Genomic DNA, 19,845 nt, shown 5'->3' on the forward strand with positions numbered 1-19,845 from the left:
TCCTTTTCCAAGAGCCGTTTGTATGTCCGGGCCACCTCCATCCACCGTCGAGCTCGAGTTCGCCAGGCAGCATGACCAGGAGCATGCGCAGGTTTGCTGTCGGCCGGCGCCTCGACGTTTGCGCCTGGCGTTCTGGCGCGACGAACACATGGTGCGCAACGCCCTGAAGGTGGCGGGCGAGCCGGGGCTGGTGCTGGATGTGGCTTGTGGCGCGGGGCGGTTCTGGCCGGTGCTGGCCGAGCACGCCAACCGGGTCATTCTGGCGGCGGACCCGTCGCCGAACATGCTTGAACATGCGCTCAGCCACCATGGCGACGGGTTGCTCCAGCGGGTCAAGACCTTCCCGAGTTCGGCATTCACCCTCGGGCTGTCGGCCAACGCGGTGGATTGTATTTTCTGTCTGCAATTGTTTCGTCACGTCAGCGCCAGCGAGCATCGCCTGGCGCTGTTGCACGAGTTTCATCGGGTCAGCCGCGACACGGTGATCGTTTCGGTGCGAGTCGAAGGACGCTTCAAGATTGGCCAGGTGCCGCCACGAAGCCTGGCCGACAAGGTCGATGTCGAAGCCGAGTTCCGCCAGGCCGGTTTCAGCGTGCTGTGGTATCAGGATTTCCTGCCCGGTTTTGCGCTGACGCGTGTTTATGTATTACGTAAGACCAGTTAAGTCTTGATGTAGGACTATTCTTGCTTTTTCGCAGGCGATTTCTCTCAGACGGTTGCTCTATGGATGCTCGCAATCGCCAGCGGCGATATATACTGCGCGCCATTCTTCAAGGGAGAGCCGTGTGGCCATCGATATTCACTGGATTCGCGACAACGATAGCCTCGGTCAGTTTTGCGCCGAGTGGCAACAGTTGCCATTCGTCGCCCTCGACACCGAATTCATGCGGGTCGACACTTTTTATCCCATTGCTGGCTTACTGCAGATCGGCGACGGCAAGCGTGCCTACCTGATTGACCCCTTGACCATCGACAACTGGCAGCCCTTGGCCGCTCTGCTGGAGAACCCGGCGGTGCTCAAGGTGTTGCACGCTTGCAGCGAAGACCTTGAAGTGCTGCTGCGCCTGACCGGTAGCCTGCCTGCGCCGCTGTTCGATACACAACTGGCTGCTGCTTACCTGAACCTGGGTTTTTCCATGGGTTATTCGCGGCTGGTGCAGGAAGTGCTGGGCATCGAGTTGCCCAAGGGCGAGACCCGTTCTGACTGGTTGCAGCGGCCCCTGTCCGAGACGCAGATCAGCTACGCGGCAGAGGATGCGGTGCATCTGGCAGAAGTTTTCGTACAACTGCGCCCGAAGCTTTCCGACGAAAAATACCGCTGGGTCCTGGAGGATGGCGCCGAACTGGTGGCCAATCTGCGCCGCGAAGTCGACCCGTACGAGGTCTATCGCGAGGCCAAGCTGGCCTGGAAACTGTCCCGCGCCCAATTGGCTGTGTTGCGTGAGCTGTGCGCCTGGCGCGAACACGAGGCGCGGGCCCGTGACCTGCCGCGCAACCGCATCATCCGCGAGCATTCGCTGTGGCCCCTGGCCCGTACCCAGCCGGATAACCTCGGCGCGCTGGCGAAGATCGAAGACATGCACCCGCGCACCGTGCGCCAGGACGGTCAGTTTCTGCTGGACTTGATCCAGCGCGCCGCCAGCATCCCGCCCGAGCAATGGCCACCGGCCGTGGCCGAGCCGTTGCCCATCGAGGCCGCTGCCTTGGTCAAGCGCCTGCGGGCGTTGGGGCAGGCTGAAGCCGAGCGCCTGGACATCGCCCCGGAGCTGATGCTGCGCAAGAAAACCCTCGAAGCGCTGATCAAGAGCGGCTTCCCCGAGGGCCCTTACCAATTGCCCGATTCGCTGCGTGGCTGGCGCCGCGAATTGATGGGCCAGGCGCTGCTCGACAGCCTGGCCACTGCCGGAGAACAGCCTTGAAACGTATCTGCTCCATCTACCGCAGCTCGAAGAAAAACGAGATGTACCTGTATGTGCTCAAGAGCGACGCCTTGAAGCGTGTGCCCGAGCCACTGATGGCCGCTTTTGGCAAGGCGATCCACGCCTTCGACCTGGTGCTGAGCCCCGAGCGTGAGCTGTCCCGGGAAGACATCAACAAGGTGCTGGAAAACCTCGACACCCAGGGCTATCACTTGCAGATGCCGCCGGCCGAAGACGAGTACATCGAGCATTTGCCTGAAGAGTTGTTGCGCCGCAACGACCCGGTCTGATGCTCTCGGAGGCACCTGTTCTGGGTGTCTTTTTGAAACACTGGAATTGGTTTATTGACGACGATCGCAGGGATGGAGCGACACTCTGTCGGCGGTCGTCTGTACTGTTTTTGAAAGGTTTGATTCATGCGCGTTCTGATTGCCGAACACGATCACGCGGTGTATGCCCAGCTTCTGCGTCAGGCGGCACCCGATATTGAAGTCCTGACCAGCGGCGATTCCGCCGAGTTGTCGCGACTGGCCAGCGATTGCCCGGTCTGGCTTGGCCAGCCTGATCTGCTGGCCACCCTGTTGCGTCAGGGCCACCAGCCCCGTTGGCTGCAATCGACCTGGGCGGGTATCACGCCGCTGCTGGCCGATGGCTTGAGCCGCGATTACCGCCTGACCCGTGCGGTGGGCATTTTTGGCCAGGTGATGGCTGAGTATGTGCTGACCTACATGCTCGGCCATGAGCGCGAGGTGCTGGCCCGGTTGGTCAGCCAGGTCGAGCGCAAGTGGGACAACCGCCAGGGCCAAGGCCTGGCTGGGCGCAAGGTGTTGATCGTCGGGACGGGGGATATCGGCCAGCGTGTGGCGCAGTTCCTGGTGCCGTTCGGCGTGCAACTGTACGGCATCGCCAGCGAAGCCAGGGAATTGGCACCGTTCATCGAGGTCGGGGCACTGAAGGATCTGCCGCGGCTGGTGGGGGAGGTGGATTACGTGATCAATCTGCTGCCCAACACGCCGGAGACTCATGATGTGTACGACGCGGCGCTGTTCAAGCAGTTCAAGCCGACCGGGTTGTTCATCAATGTTGGCCGTGGCGTGGCGGTGGTGGATGCGGACCTGGTGCAGGCGTTGAAGGAAGGGCACCTGGCCGGTGCGGTGATCGACGTCTGCCGCCAGGAGCCATTGCCACAGCGCCATCCGTTCTGGACTGCCTGGGGCCTGCTGCTGACCGGCCACAGCTCGGCACCGACCTCGCCACCGATGATGGTGCAGTTGTTCCTGGAAAACCTGCAGGCCTACCAAGCGGGCGAAGCACTGCGCGGGGAAGTGGATTTCAGCCGGGGTTACTGACTGGCGAGGGCGCGTGCTCCGTCCGGCCCTGTAGGAGCTGGCGAAGCCTGCGATCTCTTGATCTTTCGCTTGAGATTCAAGTGTCTGGAGAAAGATCGCAGCCTCGTTGCACTCGACAGCTCCTACAACGCAGCTCGGCGGGAGCAAGCCTACACAGTCGGTCCTTAGCGGTTACAAAACAGGGTTACAGGGTGAAGTCGCCTTCTGCCACCAGTTCGCTCAACGGCCGGCGCGGGCTTGGGACTTCGCGGGCCTGGAGGTATTCGGCCAGGGTCGATTTGTCCCCCAGCTTGCCAATCGCCACGGCGGCGTGCAGGGCGTAGCCTTCCGGGATTTTCAGTTCCTTGCGGGTCAGTTCCTGGTCGAAACCGGCCATGCCGTGGGTGTGCCAGCCGCTGAGGCTGGCTTGCAGCGCCAGGTGGCCCCAGGCCGCGCCTGTGTCGAAGGTGTGGCACAGGGCCGGAGTTTCTTCAGTAGCACCGGGCACGGCGAAGGTGGTTTTCGAGGCGATGATCACCAGGGCCGAAGCGTGCTGGGCCCAGCCGCGGTTGAATTCGTTGAGCAGCCCGAGGAAACGCTCCCAGTTCGGCGTGTCGCGGCGCGCATACAGGAAACGCCACGGTTGAGAGTTGTACGCCGACGGCGCCCAGCGTGCGGCCTCGAAAAAGCCCAGCAGGGTTTCTTCGGCAATGCTTTCGCCGGTAAAGGCACGGGGCGACCAGCGTTCGATGAACTGAGGGTGGATCGCGTAATCGGCAATGCGGGAGTTGGCGCTCATGGGCTTACCTGGTTCGAGTGTGGAAAGACAATCAAGCAACCTACGTCCCATCGCCCGGCCTGACAAGCCCCTGTCTACCGGCAGTCGCCAATGCTTGGCCTCAAGAGGCCCCGGCACTAGACTGTCGGCCTTTTCACCACCTGATGTTGATGCTCGAGCCATGGCCGCCAAAGTTGAACCGTTCTGGATACGTAAAACCCTCGATCAGCTCGATCCGCAGGAATGGGAATCGCTGTGCGACGGCTGTGGCCTGTGCTGCCTGCAAAAGCTCGAAGACGAAGACGACAACAGCGTCTACTACACCCGCATCGCCTGCAAACTGCTGGACCTGAAAACCTGCCAGTGCACCGACTATCCCAATCGCCGTGAGTTCGTGCCCGATTGCATCCAGCTCACGCCGGGCAAGGCTGATGAGTTCAAATGGCTCCCGCCGACCTGCGGTTATCGGCTGGTCAGCGAAGGCAAGGACTTGCCATTGTGGCACCACCTGATCTGCGGCGATCGCGATGCCGTGCACCACGAACGTATTTCCCAGTCCGGACGCATGCTGGCCGAAGGCAGCGTGCCGGAAGACGATTGGGAAGATCATCTGATTTTCCGCGCCGGCTGAACCAGCGGGCGACGCGCCACCAGGGAGAACCCATGGCTGCAGGATTGAAACGGATGCTGGCGGCCGGGCTGCTGGCGGTGTGCGGGCCGCTGTGGGCGGCGCAGAAAGTCGATCTGGATTATCACGTGCACCTGTTGCCGCAGAGCGATCAAGCCGAGGTGCGCCTGACCCTGGCCCGGGGTTCGGCGGTGCGCAGCCTGGATTTCGACCTCGGCGACGGCAGCCGCTACAGCGATTTCAAGGCCGACGGCCAATGGCAACTCACCCCCGGCACGGAGGCGCGCGGCGTGTGGCGTCCGGCTGCCGACAAGGCCAGCCTGAGCTACCGCGTGCGCATCAGCCATGCCCGCAAGAACGCCACCTTCGAAACCCGCATGACCCCGACGTGGGCGTTGCTGCGCGGCGACGATCTGGTGCCGTCGGCCAAGCTCGACCAACAGGACGGCGTCGAGCTGGTGGCTCGTCTTGAGGTTGAATTGCCCGATGGTTGGAAAAGCATCGAGACGCCCTGGCCACGCATCGGCAAGCAACGTTTTCGCATCGACAATCCCTCGCGCCTGTTCGACCGTCCCACCGGTTGGATGCTCGCCGGCAAACTGGGCAGCCGCCGCACGCGCCTGGGAGAAACCGAAGTGACGGTGGCCTCGCCCCGGGGCCAGGGCATGCGCCGGATGGATGTGCTGACGCTGCTGACCTTCGTCTGGCCGCAAGTGCAAGCGCTGGTGCCGCGCCATCCGGCCAAGTTGCTGATTGTCGGCGCCGGCGATCCGTTGTGGCGCGGCGCCCAGGCTGGACATGACTCGATTTACCTGCACAGCCGACCGCCGCTGGTCAGCGAGCGGGGCAACAGCCCATTGTTGCGGGAATTGGTTCAGTCGCTGGCGCGGGTCAATGATCAGGATCGTAGCGATTGGATCAGCGAGGGGCTGACCGAGTATTACGCGGTCGAACTGCTGCGCCGCGCCGGTGGCTTGAGTGATGAGCGCTACCAGACCTTGAACGACCGGCTCGCCCGCGACAGCAAGGCTGTCACCAGCTTGCGCGGTGAGCACATCAGCCCGGCGGCGGTGGCCAAGGCGGTATTGCTGTTGCAGGAGCTGGACCGTGAGATTCGCCTGAAGACCCGCAACAAGCGTTCGCTGGATGATGTGTTGCAGGGGGCGATGCGGTTGGAAACGGTCGATACCCAGGAGTTTGTGCAGCTCAGTGAAAGTGTCCTGGGTGGGGCTTCCACGGTGCTCGATAGCCGGTTACTTCAGTGACATCGCCATCGCGAGCAAGCCCCACAGTTTTGCGCAATGGCCTGGAGGCTTGTGTGGCGAGGGAGCTTGCTCCCGCTGGGGCGCGCAGCGGCCCCAAAAAAGCGGTGAGCGCTTCGCACTCAAGCGGGAGCAAGCTCCCTCGCCACGAAACTGTGCGATTTTTAAACCTCTGTGAAAGGAGCTTGCTCCGGGGCAAATTCAGAGCCCAACCTTCGGCGAATTCAACGAATCATTCCCCGTCACCGTAGCCGTGCCAGTCGCCGCCTCGGCATTGGCTTTCAGGCGACTCAACTCCTCACCGGCCTGCTCGATGCGGGCGCGGGCGTGGTCCAGGTTCTGGCGATTCTTTTCCAGCAGGCTCTTGGCCGAGCAATGCCCGGTGATGCCCCGTGCCAGGGCCATGCCGCCGATCGCCAGTTGAGCCAGGCCGATTACCCCGCCACGACGCAAGCCTTTGCCCATCATCAGCACACCGCCGGCCAACGAGCCAATGCGTTCCCAGCCGTGCACGTTTTGCGGCGGATGGGATTGGAACGGGGTGCGCTCAATCGGCTCGAACGGATTGTTATCGCTCATGATCTGTCTCCAGTGTGGGGATTGGTATAAAGCTGACTGCCCGAGCGATTGCCTTGTTCAATCGAATATTGCACCGATCAGCGGAATTGCGGCCCCGAACGGGTGTTGTTGCCTTTGGCCATGCGGTCGTACAGCACGACGTTGACGGTGGCGGCCAGGTTCATGCAACCGGTGGTGGGGATGTACACCACGTCTTCGCACCAGTCGCGGATGTCCTTGTCCAGCGAGCCGTCCTCCGGACCGAAGATGTACAACGCCCGGTCCGGGTGGGTGTATTCGGGCAGTGGGCGAGCGCCTTCCACCAATTCAACGGCCACCGGCACACAGCCCAGGGGCAGGATTTTCTTCAGGTCGTCGATACCGATCAGCGGGATGTCGTAGTGGACTTTCTTGGTGTCGGTGACGAAGTCGGCGGCGCGTTCATAGCGCTTGCCGGTATAGAACACTGACGCCACGCCGTAGCAACCGGCGGCACGCATGACCGAACCGACGTTTTCCGGTGACTTGGGGTTGAACAGACCGATGCAGCTATAGCGTTTGTTGGCCACGGGCGGGGTGCCTTTGGGGAAAAGGCGCGATTATACGGGGAATGGGGGAGGGTGGTCAGGTTCGAGATGTGTGGTGTCTGTTTGATCGCCATCGCGAGCAGGCTCGCTCCCACATTGGATTTTCGGCGTTCACAAAACCCTGTGGGAGCGAGCTTGCTCGCGATGGCGGCCTTGGTGATGACGATTACTCGTCTTTTTTCATCAACCCGGCCAGCGCGGCGAAGGGGTTGTGGGTCGCCTTGGCGATTTTCGGGGTGCTCAGGGAGCCGTCGCCGAAGTATTGCTGGTCGGTGTAGCGCGAGTGTTCGTTGTCGTGGCAGTACAGGCACAGCAGTTCCCAGTTGGAACCGTCCTGCGGGTTGTTGTCGTGGTTGTGGTCGCGGTGGTGAACGGTCAGTTCGCTCAGGCGCTTGCCGGCAAACTCACGGGCGCAGCGGCCGCAGACATGGGGGTACATTTTCAGGGCTTTGTCGCGGTAGCCCATTTCCCGGTCGCGCTGGGCATCGGCGAGGATGCGGTCCAGCTTGGCGGTGTTGGACGGTGGCGTTGACGAACTCATGGGTTCACCTTTGTAGAAAAGACTGATGACGGTTGGACAGAGTTTAGCTCAGCCCTTGAGCTTCTCGGCAATCCAGATGGTGTGGCGGGTGCCTTTGTTGCCATGGGCGAACACTTGCACCTCTTCGGCCTTGAAGCCGGCCTTCTTCAGTTTGTCGGAAAACTGCCGGTCAGCACTGGCCGACCACACCGCCAGCACGCCCTTGGGTCGCAGGGCCTTGGCGCAGGCGGCCAGGCCACCGGCCGAATACAGCCAACTGTTGGCTTTCTGGGTCAGGCCTTCCGGACCGTTGTCGACATCGAGCATGATTGCGTCGAACCCCTGGGGTTCGGCTTGCAGCACCTTGGCCACGTCTTCCATGCGGATCACCGTGCGCGGGTCCGCCAGCGGCCGCCCGGCCTTTTCACCCAGGGGGCCACGGTTCCACTCCACCACGCCAGGCACCAGCTCGGCCACCACCACTTCGGCGGTCTTGCCCAGGTGCTTGAGGGCCGAGGCGAGGGTGAAGCCCATGCCGAGGCCGCCGATCAGCACGCGCGAGCCAGGACGACCGGCGACCTTGCGGCAGGGAATCTCCGCCAGGGCATCTTCGGAACCGTGCATGCGGGTGTTCATCAGTTGCCCGCCGTCGCCGCCCTGGATCTTGATGACGAAGTCTTCGCCGTACTCGAACAGGCACAGGGCACCGCCGTTTTCAGGGATGGGCGTGGTGTCGAGCAGAACGAAACGTTTCATGGAAATCTCGTAGGAGGGCAGACCGGCGCGGTAACGACTAGCCTTAAAGCAGACAATAGCCACGGAGCCATTGATGAAGTCCATCATTCTAACGGCCATTGCCCTGGCGGCGCTCTCAATAAGTTACGCCCAGGCTCAACAACCGACGATTCCGGTCAACCCGCCGAGCGTCCCCGGATCGTCGGGCACCGCCACCCCCATGCCGTATCCGCCGGTCACGCCCAACGGTGTGCCCAAGGCCGGCCCCGGAAGCGGTGGGCCACCCTTGTTGCCGCCGATCGAAATGCCCAAACCGCCCAAGGACCAGCCGATACCGGGCATGGAGCCGAAGCCGGTGAAGGCCAAGTCGCCGGGGGGGTAGATCTGAAGCCTGTCGATGAAACAGCTGAGGCACAAACCTGTGGGAGCGAGCTTGCTCGCGATAGCGTCGGATCAGCCAGCATCTATGTTGATTGGTCTACCGCTTTCGCGAGCAGGCTCGCTCCCACAAGTTCTGTGTTTCAACTGTTAGAAAGAATCAGACCTGCTGCGACAACAGCTGCCCATCGGCCATGCGCAGGCGCTTGGACAGGGAGACGGCGAGGGCGCGGATGATCTTGGCGGCGATCTTGGGGGCGTCGTTGAGCATTTTCTCCAGGGAATCCTTGCCCAGGTTCAGCAACTGGCAATCACTGGCGGCGATGCAACTGGCCGAGCGCCGTTCGCCGTCGAGCACGGCCATTTCGCCGAAGGCCCGGCCGCTGCGCAGCGTGGCGATGGTCACGGGTTGGCCGTCGGGGCCGGTTTTCTGCACGGCCACCTGGCCGGTGTGGATGATGCACATGAAGCTGCCGGCATCGCCCTCGCGGAAAATCGCTTGGCCCTCGGCGATGGCGCTGATGCTGAAATAGCCTGACGCCGCGGCGAAATCGACAGGCAGCAACTGGTCGAACAGACCGCAGTCCATCAGCCAGTCGCGGATTTCTTTGTTCAGTAAGGTCGGTTCTGACATGTTGTCACGGTCTTTTTTTGTGTTTGTTGCGGTTTCAGAGTGCTTGGATATAAGGCAATTCCCCTGTGGGAGCGAGCCTGCTCGCGATGACGGCGTGTCAGTCAACATTGAACTGGCTGATCTGACGCTATCGCGAGCAGGCTCGCTCCCACACTGGACTGGGGTTTATCTGGGGCCGGCGCATGGAGCTAAGACCCGGCCATCCCACAGAGTTCCTCAGACCACCCCCAAAACCTTCAAGACAAATGCATATTCGAGCGCTACGTCACGCAATCCCTGGTAACGCCCGCTCATTCCGCCGTGGCCGGCGCCCAGTTCGGTCTTGAGCAGCAGGGGGTTGTCGTCAGTCTTGGTGGCGCGCAGTTTCGCCACCCATTTGGCCGCTTCCCAGTACTGCACACGGCTGTCGTTGTAGCCGGCGATCACCAGCAGTGCCGGGTACGCCTGGGCGCTGACGTTTTCGTACGGGGCATAGGCCCGGATCCGATCATAAACGTCCGGCTCCTCTGGATTGCCCCATTCGTCGTATTCGGTGACCGTCAGCGGCAGGTCCGGGTCGAGCATGGTGTTGAGCACATCGACAAACGGCACTTCGGCTATCGCCACCTTGAACAGCTCCGGGCGTTGGTTGAGCACCGCGCCGATCAGCAGGCCACCGGCGCTACCGCCGCTGATCGCCAACTGCTCGGCGGTGGTGAAGCCGTTGGCGATCAAATGCTCGGCACAGGCGATGAAGTCGTCGAACGTGTTGTGCTTGTGTTCTTGCTTGCCGGCGCGATACCAGGCTTCCCCCAGCTCGCCGCCGCCGCGCACGTGGGCGATGGCAAACGCCACGCCGCGGTCGAGCAGGCTCAGCCGCGCATGGGAAAACCACGGGTCGAGGCTCTCGCCATAGGCACCGTAGCCGTACAGGTACAGCGGCACCGGCCGGCCGAGATCTTCGCGCCGGACCACCAGGCTGATGGGCACCTGGGTGCCGTCCGCTGCCGTTGCCCAGAGCCGCTGGCTGACGTAGGCATCGGCGTCGAACGGGCCCAGGACCGGGGTTTGCTTGAGCACCACCTGCGCGCCGCTGGCCAGGTCCAACTGACGGATCTGCGCCGGACGGTTCAGGGCCTCGTAGCGCAGGCGGATGCGATCGCTGACGAACTCCAGGCTGTTCTGTACATGCAGGCTGTAGGCCGCGTCTGGCAGTTGCACCCGATACGCTGGCAAACCCTGGGGATGCACCTCGATGATCGGCAGGCCGCCCTCACGCAGGCTCAAGGTCATGGCCCCGGCGTTCAGGCTCAGGCCGTCGATCATCACCGTGTCGCTGTGGGGAATCAGGTTCTGCCAGTCGGCCTCGGTCGGTGCCACGCCGGTGTCGGCGGCCTGGTACAGGGCGAAGTTGATCCCGTCGCGGTTGCTGCGGATCAGCCAGGTCCATTGGCCATCGAGCAGGCCGTGGTCGACGTCGTACTCATGGTTTTCCTGGCGTGGCGCCAGGCAGGTGAAGGGCAGTTGCGGCTGCGCAGCGTCGAGCACCCAGATTTCGCTGGTGGTCTTGCTGCCCAGGGACAGGATCAACTGCTTTTCCGAGCTCGAACGGTAGCAATGCAGGAAGAAACGTCCGTCCGGCTCATGGAACACTTCCTCGGCGGCTGTGCCGTCCAGGCGATAGCGCCAGAGCTTGTGGGGGCGGTGGGTGTCGTCCAGTTCACCAAAGAACAGCGTCAGGCTGTCGTTGGCCCAGGTCATGCTGCCGTCGCAATGGTCGAAGGACAGTTCACTGACCTTGTCGTTGGACAACTCCTTCACGAACAGGGTGTAGATCTCGTCGCCCGTGGTGTCCAGGCTGTAGGCCAGGCGCTGGTGGTCGGGGCTGATGCTGAAGGCGCCCAGGGCAAAGAAACCGCCGCCGGCCAACACGTTGGGGTCCAGCAGCAGTTGTTCACGGCTCTCGTCCACGGTCAGGCTGTCGTCGGTCGGACGCGGACAGCGGTAGTGGCGCGGGTATTCGTCACCGGCCGTGGTGCGGGTGTAATACAGATACGGGCCCCAGGGCGAGGGCAGCGACAGGTCGGTCTCGAGGATCCGGCCCTTGATTTCCTGGAACAGGGTTTCGCGCAGTTCGGCCTGGTCGGCGAGTTGCGCCTCCTGGTAGCTGTTTTCCGCCTTGAGGTAGTCGAGCACGGCGTCGGTGTCGCGTTCCTGCAGCCAGGCGTACGGGTCGACACCGGCGTCCCTGCGGGCAATCGGGGCGGTGGAAACGTGGGCAGATAGGGACATGGAAGGCTCTCGAACGTTGTACGAAAAGGGACACGCGGCCTGGACAGAAGCCACCGCACAGGCCATTCGCCAGACGCCGGGGCAGCCTGACGCGCGAAAAGCCGTTACTATAAGCGTCTCTTTGCCTGCCTTGCCATGGACACCATGACCGAGAATGACTATCTGATCGCCTGGGGCCTCTACGCCTTCGCCGCCCTGGGCTGCCTGCTGGTGTGGATGCGCATGACCCGCTGGATGTGGCGCTGGTTGCGCGAACCGCTGCGCTTGCTGATGGCGGTGTTGCTGTTCAGCCCCACCGTCGTCGACCCGGTGAAGGACAAGGTTGCCCCGGCCTTGGCCATTGTCGCCCTGGACATCTTGTTCAAGGTCGGCAACAACGTCTGGCGGGCGGCATCCGACCTGCTCATGTACGGCATGATCGCCTTCGGCCTCTACTTGGTGATCGTGTTGATCCGCTTCCCCATCGAGCGGGCCGCCAATGCGCGCAAGGAGCGGGCCGCCGCTGCAAAAGCCGCCGCCGCGGCCGATGAGCCGGAGGACGAACCACCGTTCGGCGTCGCCGGGGATGACCGTTACGGTCGCCCGCCCGTGCCGAGCAACCCCCAGCGTTCGCGTATCGAACCGCGCCTGTAAGCAGGCCTGCCCCTTGAAGCGAGAGTTCGAGCATGTGTGAATTACTGGGCATGAGCGCCAATGTGCCGACCGACATCGTGTTCAGCTTCACCGGGCTGATGCAGCGCGGTGGCAAGACCGGGCCGCACCGGGACGGTTGGGGTATCGCCTTCTATGAAGGCCGTGGCCTGCGCCTGTTCCAGGACCCGGCCGCCAGCAGCGAATCGGAAGTGGCGAACCTGGTGCAGCGTTATCCGATCAAGAGCGAAGTGGTGATCGGGCACATCCGCCAGGCCAACGTCGGCAAGGTCTGCCTGTCCAACACCCATCCGTTCGTACGTGAGTTGTGGGGCCGCAACTGGTGTTTCGCCCACAACGGCCAGCTCGCCGATTTCCAGCCGGGTGTGAGTTTCTACCGTCCGGTGGGCGACACTGACAGCGAAGCGGCGTTCTGCGATTTGCTCAACCGCGTGCGCCAGGCCTTCCCCGAGCCGGTGGAAGTGGAACAGTTGCTGCCGTCGTTGATCGAAGCCTGTACCGAATACCGCAGCAAAGGCGTGTTCAACTGCCTGCTCAGCGATGGCGACTGGCTGTTCTGCTACTGCTCGACCAAACTGGCCCAGATCACCCGTCGCGCGCCGTTCGGCCCGGCGCGGCTCAAGGATGTGGACGTGATTGTCGATTTCCAGGCGGAAACCACACCCAACGACGTGGTCACGGTGATCGCCACCGAACCCTTGACCGAAAACGAAACCTGGACCCGCTACGAACCGGGCCAATGGAGCCTGTGGCGACGCGGCGAATGCGTCAGCCACGGCCGGACCGAATAAGGACGTCACGTTATGTTGCTCAGTTATCTACGGCTGGTGTTGTTCGCGGTGGGCTTGTTGGTTGGGGTCCAGGTGCCGGGTTTCATCAATGATTACGCCAAGCGGATCGAGGCGCACCTGATCGAGGCGCAGACCGGCCTGCAAGGCTTCCAGGGCACCGCCAACCAGTTCTTCAAAGGCGACATGCAGGCTTTGGTGGCCCATTACCGCGCCAGCGAAGACCCGATCTTTCGCAGCGATGCCGACAGCCTGAACACCTTGCTCGTGCGCCAACAGGCTCTGGACAAGCAGTTCCAGGCGATGCAAGGCCCGTGGTACATCCGCCTGCTGCAAGTGGCGCTGGCCGCCGATCCGGACATCCGCAAGGAAACCTGGAACGGCTACAGCTACCAGATCCTGCTGACCCCCGAGGCGATGATCTGGGGCATCAGCGGCGCGATGTTGCTGTCGTTCGGCCTGGAATGCCTGTTCCGCCTGATCGACTGGGTGGTGCTGGGCGGCAAGCGCCTGCGCCAGAGCCGGCCGATCGAAGAGCGTGACCTGCGCGGGCTGTAGCCTGTTGTGGCGAGGGAATTTTGCGAAGTCCCGCTGGGCACTGTAGGAGCTGCCGAGTGCAACGAGGCTGCGATCTTTCCATTGGCAATTGAGTCTTGAGCGAAAGATCAAGATCAAAAGATCGCAGGCTTCGCCAGCTCCTACAGGGATCTCTTGTGTGACGAAGATCCAGTGTGGGGACGAGCCTGCTCTGCCCTGATGGGCAGCAAGCATCTTACTTGGAAAGAAACCGCATCCCTTCCTCCAACCCCCGCAACGTCAGCGGGTACATCCGGTCTTCCACCAACTCGCGCACGATGTTGGTCGAGGCGGTATAGCCCCAGGTGTCCTTGGGGTACGGGTTGATCCAGATGAGCTTCTTGTATTTCTCCATGAAGCGCTGCATCCACACATAACCGGCTTCTTCGTTCCAATGCTCGACGCTGCCGCCGGCCTGGGTGATTTCATAGGGCGCCATGGCGGCGTCGCCGATGAAGATCACTTTGTAGTCGGCACCGTACTTGTGCAGCAGATCCTGGGTCGAGGTGCGTTCCGAGGTGCGGCGCAGGTTGTTCTTCCACACCGATTCGTAGACGAAGTTGTGGAAGTAGAAGTACTCCAGGTGCTTGAACTCGGTCTTGCAGGCCGAGAACAGTTCTTCGCAGATCTTCACGTGGGCGTCCATCGAGCCGCCGATGTCGAACAGCAGCAACAGCTTGACGGTGTTGCGTCGCTCCGGGCGCATCTGGATGTTCAAGAGGCCGGCGTCCCGGGCGGTATGATCGATGGTGCCGTCGATGTCCAGTTCTTCGGCCGCGCCCTGGCGGGCGAACTTGCGCAGGCGGCGCAGGGCGATCTTGATGTTGCGGGTGCCCAATTCCACCTGGTCGTCGAGGTTCTTGTATTCGCGCTGGTCCCAGACCTTCACGGCCTTGCCCTGGCGCTTGCCGGCGTCGCCAACCCGAATGCCCTCGGGGTTGAAGCCGCCGGAGCCGAACGGGCTGGTGCCGCCGGTGCCGATCCACTTGTTGCCACCGGCATGGCGTTCCTTCTGTTCTTCCAGGCGTTTCTTGAATTCTTCGATCAGCTTGTCCAGGCCACCCAGGGACTGGATCTGCGCCCGTTCCTCGTCGGTCAGCGAGCGCTCGAACTCCTTGCGCAACCAGTCCTCGGGAATCAGCGCCTGGAGGTGATCGTCGAGTTTCTCCAGGCCATTGAAGTACGCGGCGAACGCCCGGTCGAACTTGTCGAAATGTCGTTCGTCCTTCACCAGGATCGCCCGGGACAGGTAATAGAACTCGTCCATGTTGGCGAAGATCACCCGCTGTTTCAGCGCGTTGATCAGGTCCAGCAGTTCGCGCACCGACACGGGCACCTTGGCGGCGCGCATCTCATTGAACAGGTTAAGCAGCATGGCAATCGCCCTCGCTCTTGTTGGACGAAGAGGATCAGCGGGTGCCGCGACGGCTCATGAACGCCAGGCGCTCGAGCAATTGCACGTCCTGTTCGTTCTTCACCAGGGCGCCGGCCAGCGGCGGAATGGCCTTGGTCGGATCACGCTCGCGCAGCACCGCTTCGCCGATGTTGTCGGCCATCAGCAGCTTGAGCCAGTCCACCAGTTCGGAGGTGGAAGGCTTTTTCTTAAGGCCTGGCACCTTGCGCACGTCGAAGAACACGTCCAGCGCTTCGCTGACCAGGTCCTTCTTGATGTCCGGGTAATGCACATCGACGATTTTCTGCAGGGTGACGCGGTCGGGGAAGGCGATGTAGTGGAAGAAGCAGCGGCGCAAAAACGCGTCCGGCAATTCCTTTTCGTTGTTGGAGGTAATGATGATGATCGGGCGCTGCTTGGCCTTGATGGTTTCGTCGGTCTCGTAGACGTAGAACTCCATCTTGTCGAGCTCTTGCAGCAGGTCGTTGGGGAACTCGATGTCGGCCTTGTCGATTTCGTCGATCAGCAGGATCACCCGCTCCTCGGACTCGAACGCTTCCCAGAGCTTGCCCTTCTTCAGGTAGTTGCGCACGTCGTGGACCTTGTCCACGCCCAACTGCGAGTCCCGCAGGCGGCTGACCGCGTCGTACTCGTACAGGCCCTGGTGGGCCTTGGTGGTGGACTTGATGTGCCAGGTGATCAGGCGTGCGCCGAAGGACTCGGCCAGTTGCTCGGCGAGCATGGTCTTGCCGGTGCCCGGTTCGCCCTTGACCAGCAACGGCCGCTCCAGGGTGATGGCGGCGTTCACGGCCAGTTTCAGGTCATCGGTGGCCACGTAGGCGCTGGTGCCTTCGAACTTCATCTCAGTTCCTCGAACGGTGTCGCCGGCCCGGCGAGGCGGGGCGCGCGAAATAAATGTCGTGCCCGACTATACCGCGAGGCCTCGCCGACTGTGAACGCAGACGCTGTATTCAGTCTCTGAATGGGGCGTCACATGTTGACTCAGTCTCGGCTATCACTCTATGGGGCATCATCACCTTGTGGCGAGGGAGCTTGCTCCCGCTGGGCTGCGAAGCAGCCCCAAAAAGCCTGCAAGCGCTGCGCACTTGAGCGGGAGCAAGCTCCCTCGCCACAAAAAGCCGCAAGCCCTAGTCGGTCGACGGGGGCGGTTGCTCATAGCGGGCATTGAAGGCCTGGACGAAACCGTTGCGCAGGATCTGCAGGAAGGCTTCGAAGGCGCTGATGTTCTGCTGGTGAACGTTGCCGCTGAGTTCCACCCGGGTAGCGAACTGGTTCTTGCGCTGGTTCTTGAGGGCCGTTTCGCCTGTGCCCACCAACGCCTCCCAGACCGAGCGGAAGATGTTCTTGTTCTGGTTTTCCACATCCTGCTGCCAGTCGAACACATCAACATCACGCAGCAGCGGCTTGATGTAGCCGCTGAGCCTGGCCTTATCGGCTTCAGCCTCGATCACCAGGTCGCCGTGGCCGGCATTGAAATCGAACTTGCCGTAGGCCGCAGCGAAGTCGTTCAGGCGCTTGAGTTCGATGTTCCTGGCCCGCAGGCGGAAATCGAAATCTTCGAAGTTGCTCAAGGGGTCGAAGGTGGCCTGCATCTCCAGGGGGGCATGTTCGGCCACCAGGGCCTTGCCTTCGAAACGGGCGTCGCGCTTGCCTTCGGTGTCGACCACGTTGGTCAGGTTGTAGAAGCTGGCGTTGACGTCGGTGGCCCGCAGGTTGACCGGCGGCTTGGAGTTGAAGTTGCGAAAGGTGACCTTGCCCTCCCTGATGCGCACTTCGTTGAAGGTGATGGGCAATAGCTTGCCCAGTTGCTCGCGCCAGTTGGTGCCCTGGCCGGTCTGGGAGTTCTGGCGGTTGGCGCCGCCGTCGACGAAGTTCACTTCGGGGCGGGCGAATTCCACCTCGGCCACCACTGCATGGTCGTACCACAGCGAGTGCCAGCTCACGGACAGGTCCACCAGCGGTGCGTTGACGAACGGCACCGGGACCTTGCCGTCGACCTTGACGATTTCCAGGTCGTTGATCCGGTAGGCACCGCGCCACAGGGCCAGGTCCACGTCGGTGATCTGCCCGCGATAATCGCCCATGTCGGCCAGTTTATCGTTCAGGTAGTCGCGCACCAGGTAGGGCAGGGCGAAATGCAGGGCCACCAGCACCGCGACGAGGGTGGCGAAAACCCACAGTGGCCAGCGGTATCGACGCTTCATGTCTGTCAGTCTCCAGCGTTTGTTGGGGGAGCGCCTCCTAATGCCATTGACTGTCGCAACAACGGGAACGTTCGGTGCAACTGGACGCCCATGGGCAACAGGCATACCTTTAAAAGCTTCAATTCCGCCCCATCAAGGACCCAGCCATGAGCCGTATATTCGCTGACAACGCCCATTCCATCGGCAATACGCCACTGGTACAGATCAACCGCATTGCGCCGCGTGGCGTGACCATCCTGGCCAAGATCGAGGGGCGTAACCCAGGGTATTCGGTCAAGTGCCGGATCGGCGCGAACATGATCTGGGACGCTGAAAGCTCGGGCAAACTCAAGCCGGGCATGACCATCGTCGAACCGACTTCAGGCAACACGGGGATCGGCCTGGCATTCGTCGCCGCCGCCCGTGGCTACAAATTGATGCTGACCATGCCGGCCTCCATGAGCATCGAGCGCCGCAAGGTACTCAAGGCCCTGGGCGCCGAGCTGGTGCTCACCGAGCCGGCGAAGGGCATGAAGGGTGCCATCGAAAAAGCCGCCGAGATCCTGGCCAGCGATCCGTCCAAATACTTCATGCCGCAGCAATTCGATAACCCGGCGAACCCGGCGATCCACGAAAAAACCACGGGCCCGGAAATCTGGAACGACACCGATGGCGCAGTGGACGTGTTGGTCGCGGGCGTGGGCACCGGCGGAACCATTACCGGGGTTTCGCGGTATATCAAGAACACCTGCGGCAAACCGATCCTGTCGGTGGCGGTCGAGCCTGAAGTTTCGCCGGTGATTACCCAGGCGATGGCGGGCCATGAGATCAAGCCCAGCCCCCACAAGATCCAGGGGATCGGCGCCGGCTTCGTGCCGAAGAACCTCGATTTGTCGATTGTTGACCTGGTCGAGCGGGTCACCGACGACGAGTCCAAGGCGATGGCCCTGCGCTTGATGCAGGAGGAGGGCATCCTCTGCGGGATCTCCTGCGGCGCGGCGATGGCCGTGGCCGTACGCCTGGCGGAAAAACCGGAAATGCAGGGCAAGACCATCGTCGTGATCCTGCCGGATTCGGGCGAGCGGTACTTGTCGAGCATGTTGTTCAGTGATCTGTTTACCGAGCAGGAGACCCAGCAGTAACGATGGATTCACAGTTGTAGCGAGGCGCTTTTGTGGCGAGGGAGCTTGCTCCCGCTGGCGTGCGAAGCGCGCCCCTGCGATTTGGCGACCCGCGTTGAATCCGGGGCGCCTGCTCCGCAGTCGAGCGGGAGCAAGCTCCCTCGCCACAAAAGCCCTCGCCATCTCAGGGAGATTGGGTGATTGTTCGATGCGTCAGCCAAGGTTCAGGTGGCGCCTGTTAAAAAGTGTTTATTGCGCTTCACTCAACAGAGAATCTTGCGTCAGACGGTTTTTACCCGGGCCATGGGTGTTTAACATGGCCCTCGGCTACGTCGGGCAGTTGGCGTTGCGTCAGTTGTTTTTGGACAAGGAGTTACAAAAAATGACCGTTTCGTTTGTCGCCAAGGCCTCGGTGTTGCTGCTGTTTGTGAGCAGTACGCTTTATGTGCATTTGCGTGGCAAGGCGCGTTTGCCGGTGTTGCGCCAGTTCGTCAACCACTCGGCACTGTTCGCTCCTTATAACGCCTTGATGTACCTGTTTTCCGGCGTGCCCTCGAAGCCTTACCTGGATCGCAGCAAGTTCCCGGAACTGGATGTGCTCAAGGACAACTGGCAAGTCATTCGCGATGAGGCCATGCACCTGTTCGACGAGGGTTACATTCGCGCCGCCGAGAAGAACAACGACGCCGGTTTCGGCTCGTTCTTCAAGAAGGGCTGGAAGCGCTTCTACCTCAAGTGGTACGACAAACCGCTGCCGTCGGCGCAATTGCTGTGTCCCAGGACGGTCGAGCTGGTCAGTCGGATCCCCAACGTCCGGGGCGCGATGTTTGCCCTGCTGCCCGGTGACAGCCATCTGAACCCTCATCGAGACCCCTTCGCCGGTTCGTTGCGTTATCACCTGGGGCTCTCCACCCCGAATTCCGAGGACTGCCGGATCTTCGTCGACGGTCAGATCTACGCCTGGCGCGATGGCGAAGACGTCATGTTCGATGAAACCTATGTGCACTGGGTCAAGAACGAAACCCCGCAGACCCGCGTAATCCTGTTCTGCGATGTCGAGCGGCCCTTGAAAAGCCGGCTGATGACCCGTCTCAACCGCACCATCAGCGCGTTCCTCGGCCGCGCCACCGCGCCACAGAACCTGGACGATGAACACGTCGGCGGCATCAACCGGGCTTACGCCTGGAGCAAGTCGTTCAGCGACGGCATCAGTGGCCGGGTCAAGCAGTTCAAACGCAAGCATCCCAAGGCCTACCGGGTAATGCGGCCGGTGTTGGCGGTGGTGGTGCTGACGGCGCTTGGCTATTGGTTATTCGTTTAACCATTGCGTAGTCCATCGGGCGCTGGTTATAGTCAGTGCTCTTCGGGTTTTCTAACCCACTCTCCAAGAGATCGGCTCATGCCTGCATTCCCTGTCATCGCGCTCGTGGTTCCAGCGTTCAACGCTGGCGTCGTGCCGTGTGGGAATCAGCAGCCTGCGCAGATCGGTCAATACCCCCCACCTGTCAGTAGCT

Annotated in this window: 22 protein-coding genes; 12 read left to right on the plus strand and 10 right to left on the minus strand. The window is 61.9% G+C overall.

Translation table 11 applies throughout. From position 1 onward, the window contains the following. Window positions 1-22: 22 nt before the first annotated feature. The 4 genes from AD659_RS08160 (at window position 23) to AD659_RS08175 (ending at window position 3,268) form a co-directional block, all read left to right on the plus strand. On the plus strand, window positions 23-664 hold the full coding sequence (locus AD659_RS08160; protein ID WP_053120090.1) for a class I SAM-dependent methyltransferase: 642 nt from the start codon (window positions 23-25) through the stop codon (window positions 662-664). A gap of 121 nt (window positions 665-785) precedes the next feature. Next, window positions 786-1,919 (plus strand): ribonuclease D, encoded by a 1,134-nt coding sequence (gene rnd, locus AD659_RS08165; RefSeq protein ID WP_053120092.1) that lies wholly within the window; start codon window positions 786-788, stop codon window positions 1,917-1,919. Then, on the plus strand, window positions 1,916-2,209 hold the full coding sequence (locus AD659_RS08170; protein ID WP_053120094.1) for a YcgL domain-containing protein: 294 nt from the start codon (window positions 1,916-1,918) through the stop codon (window positions 2,207-2,209). Before rnd ends, AD659_RS08170 begins: the two co-directional genes overlap by 4 nt. Window positions 2,210-2,335: 126 nt before the next feature. After that, complete coding sequence (locus AD659_RS08175) at window positions 2,336-3,268, plus strand: D-2-hydroxyacid dehydrogenase (RefSeq protein WP_053120096.1); 933 nt, start codon at window positions 2,336-2,338, stop codon at window positions 3,266-3,268. A 184-nt stretch (window positions 3,269-3,452) separates the two neighbouring features. Here AD659_RS08175 and AD659_RS08180 read toward each other — a convergent pair whose 3' ends face one another. After that, the gene (locus AD659_RS08180; RefSeq protein WP_053120098.1) at window positions 3,453-4,046 is read right to left on the minus strand and encodes a nitroreductase family protein; all 594 of its coding nucleotides are present in this window, start codon (window positions 4,044-4,046) and stop codon (window positions 3,453-3,455) included. A gap of 160 nt (window positions 4,047-4,206) precedes the next feature. Here AD659_RS08180 and AD659_RS08185 point away from each other — a divergent pair, with 160 nt between their 5' ends. Continuing rightward, on the plus strand, window positions 4,207-4,656 hold the full coding sequence (locus AD659_RS08185) for a YcgN family cysteine cluster protein (RefSeq protein ID WP_053120100.1): 450 nt from the start codon (window positions 4,207-4,209) through the stop codon (window positions 4,654-4,656). Window positions 4,657-4,688: 32 nt separating this feature from the next. After that, window positions 4,689-5,918 (plus strand): hypothetical protein, encoded by a 1,230-nt coding sequence (locus tag AD659_RS08190; RefSeq protein WP_053120102.1) that lies wholly within the window; start codon window positions 4,689-4,691, stop codon window positions 5,916-5,918. Window positions 5,919-6,116: 198 nt separating this feature from the next. Here the strand turns inward: AD659_RS08190 and AD659_RS08195 are convergent, their stop codons facing one another. From AD659_RS08195 to AD659_RS08210, 4 genes are all read right to left on the minus strand, one after another. Beyond that, window positions 6,117-6,494 carry a YgaP family membrane protein gene (locus AD659_RS08195; RefSeq protein WP_053120104.1) on the minus strand — a complete coding sequence of 126 codons (378 nt, stop codon included), beginning with the start codon at window positions 6,492-6,494 and terminating at the stop codon, window positions 6,117-6,119. Window positions 6,495-6,571: 77 nt separating this feature from the next. Continuing rightward, window positions 6,572-7,042, minus strand: a complete 471-nt coding sequence (locus tag AD659_RS08200; RefSeq protein WP_003198862.1) for an RNA methyltransferase — start codon at window positions 7,040-7,042, stop codon at window positions 6,572-6,574. 184 nt (window positions 7,043-7,226) lie between these two features. Beyond that, window positions 7,227-7,601: a YajD family HNH nuclease gene (locus AD659_RS08205; protein ID WP_053120106.1), complete on the minus strand. Its 375-nt coding sequence runs from the start codon at window positions 7,599-7,601 to the stop codon at window positions 7,227-7,229. Window positions 7,602-7,649: 48 nt separating this feature from the next. Beyond that, window positions 7,650-8,336 carry a spermidine synthase gene (locus AD659_RS08210; protein ID WP_053121328.1) on the minus strand — a complete coding sequence of 229 codons (687 nt, stop codon included), beginning with the start codon at window positions 8,334-8,336 and terminating at the stop codon, window positions 7,650-7,652. Between the two features lie 73 nt (window positions 8,337-8,409). Here AD659_RS08210 and AD659_RS29110 point away from each other — a divergent pair, with 73 nt between their 5' ends. Further along, window positions 8,410-8,697 (plus strand): hypothetical protein, encoded by a 288-nt coding sequence (locus AD659_RS29110; protein WP_082343531.1) that lies wholly within the window; start codon window positions 8,410-8,412, stop codon window positions 8,695-8,697. A 156-nt stretch (window positions 8,698-8,853) separates the two neighbouring features. Here AD659_RS29110 and AD659_RS08220 read toward each other — a convergent pair whose 3' ends face one another. Beyond that, complete coding sequence (locus AD659_RS08220; protein WP_053120110.1) at window positions 8,854-9,327, minus strand: cyclic nucleotide-binding domain-containing protein; 474 nt, start codon at window positions 9,325-9,327, stop codon at window positions 8,854-8,856. A gap of 216 nt (window positions 9,328-9,543) precedes the next feature. Then, window positions 9,544-11,598, minus strand: a complete 2,055-nt coding sequence (locus AD659_RS08225) for a S9 family peptidase (protein ID WP_053120112.1) — start codon at window positions 11,596-11,598, stop codon at window positions 9,544-9,546. Window positions 11,599-11,733: 135 nt separating this feature from the next. On the opposite strand from AD659_RS08225, the gene AD659_RS08230 reads away from it, so the two are divergent. The 3 genes from AD659_RS08230 to AD659_RS08240 are packed head-to-tail and all read left to right on the plus strand — an operon-like array spanning window position 11,734 to window position 13,595. Then, window positions 11,734-12,231 carry a hypothetical protein gene (locus AD659_RS08230; protein ID WP_053120114.1) on the plus strand — a complete coding sequence of 166 codons (498 nt, stop codon included), beginning with the start codon at window positions 11,734-11,736 and terminating at the stop codon, window positions 12,229-12,231. 32 nt (window positions 12,232-12,263) lie between these two features. Further along, on the plus strand, window positions 12,264-13,040 hold the full coding sequence (locus AD659_RS08235) for a class II glutamine amidotransferase (protein WP_053120116.1): 777 nt from the start codon (window positions 12,264-12,266) through the stop codon (window positions 13,038-13,040). Window positions 13,041-13,052: 12 nt separating this feature from the next. Next, on the plus strand, window positions 13,053-13,595 hold the full coding sequence (locus AD659_RS08240; protein WP_053120118.1) for a DUF2937 family protein: 543 nt from the start codon (window positions 13,053-13,055) through the stop codon (window positions 13,593-13,595). 214 nt (window positions 13,596-13,809) lie between these two features. Here the strand turns inward: AD659_RS08240 and AD659_RS08245 are convergent, their stop codons facing one another. The 3 genes from AD659_RS08245 to AD659_RS08255 all read right to left on the minus strand — a co-directional run bounded on the left by AD659_RS08245 (window position 13,810) and on the right by AD659_RS08255 (window position 17,231). Beyond that, on the minus strand, window positions 13,810-14,988 hold the full coding sequence (locus AD659_RS08245) for a vWA domain-containing protein (protein WP_053120120.1): 1,179 nt from the start codon (window positions 14,986-14,988) through the stop codon (window positions 13,810-13,812). A gap of 34 nt (window positions 14,989-15,022) precedes the next feature. Continuing rightward, window positions 15,023-15,868: an AAA family ATPase gene (locus AD659_RS08250; protein WP_003184225.1), complete on the minus strand. Its 846-nt coding sequence runs from the start codon at window positions 15,866-15,868 to the stop codon at window positions 15,023-15,025. A gap of 286 nt (window positions 15,869-16,154) precedes the next feature. After that, a complete protein-coding gene (locus tag AD659_RS08255) occupies window positions 16,155-17,231 on the minus strand; it encodes a DUF748 domain-containing protein (RefSeq protein ID WP_053120122.1) in 1,077 nt (358 codons plus the stop codon). A gap of 146 nt (window positions 17,232-17,377) precedes the next feature. Between AD659_RS08255 and cysK the strand changes: the two genes are divergently transcribed. Further along, window positions 17,378-18,352: a cysteine synthase A gene (cysK, locus tag AD659_RS08260; RefSeq protein WP_053120124.1), complete on the plus strand. Its 975-nt coding sequence runs from the start codon at window positions 17,378-17,380 to the stop codon at window positions 18,350-18,352. A 361-nt stretch (window positions 18,353-18,713) separates the two neighbouring features. Then, entirely contained in the window at window positions 18,714-19,652 is a 939-nt protein-coding gene (locus tag AD659_RS08265) for an aspartyl/asparaginyl beta-hydroxylase domain-containing protein (RefSeq protein ID WP_053121330.1), read from the plus strand. Window positions 19,653-19,845: the final 193 nt, after the last annotated feature.

Origin of the sequence: Pseudomonas thivervalensis, assembly GCF_001269655.1 — a bacterium.
GTDB lineage: Bacteria > Pseudomonadota > Gammaproteobacteria > Pseudomonadales > Pseudomonadaceae > Aquipseudomonas > Aquipseudomonas thivervalensis.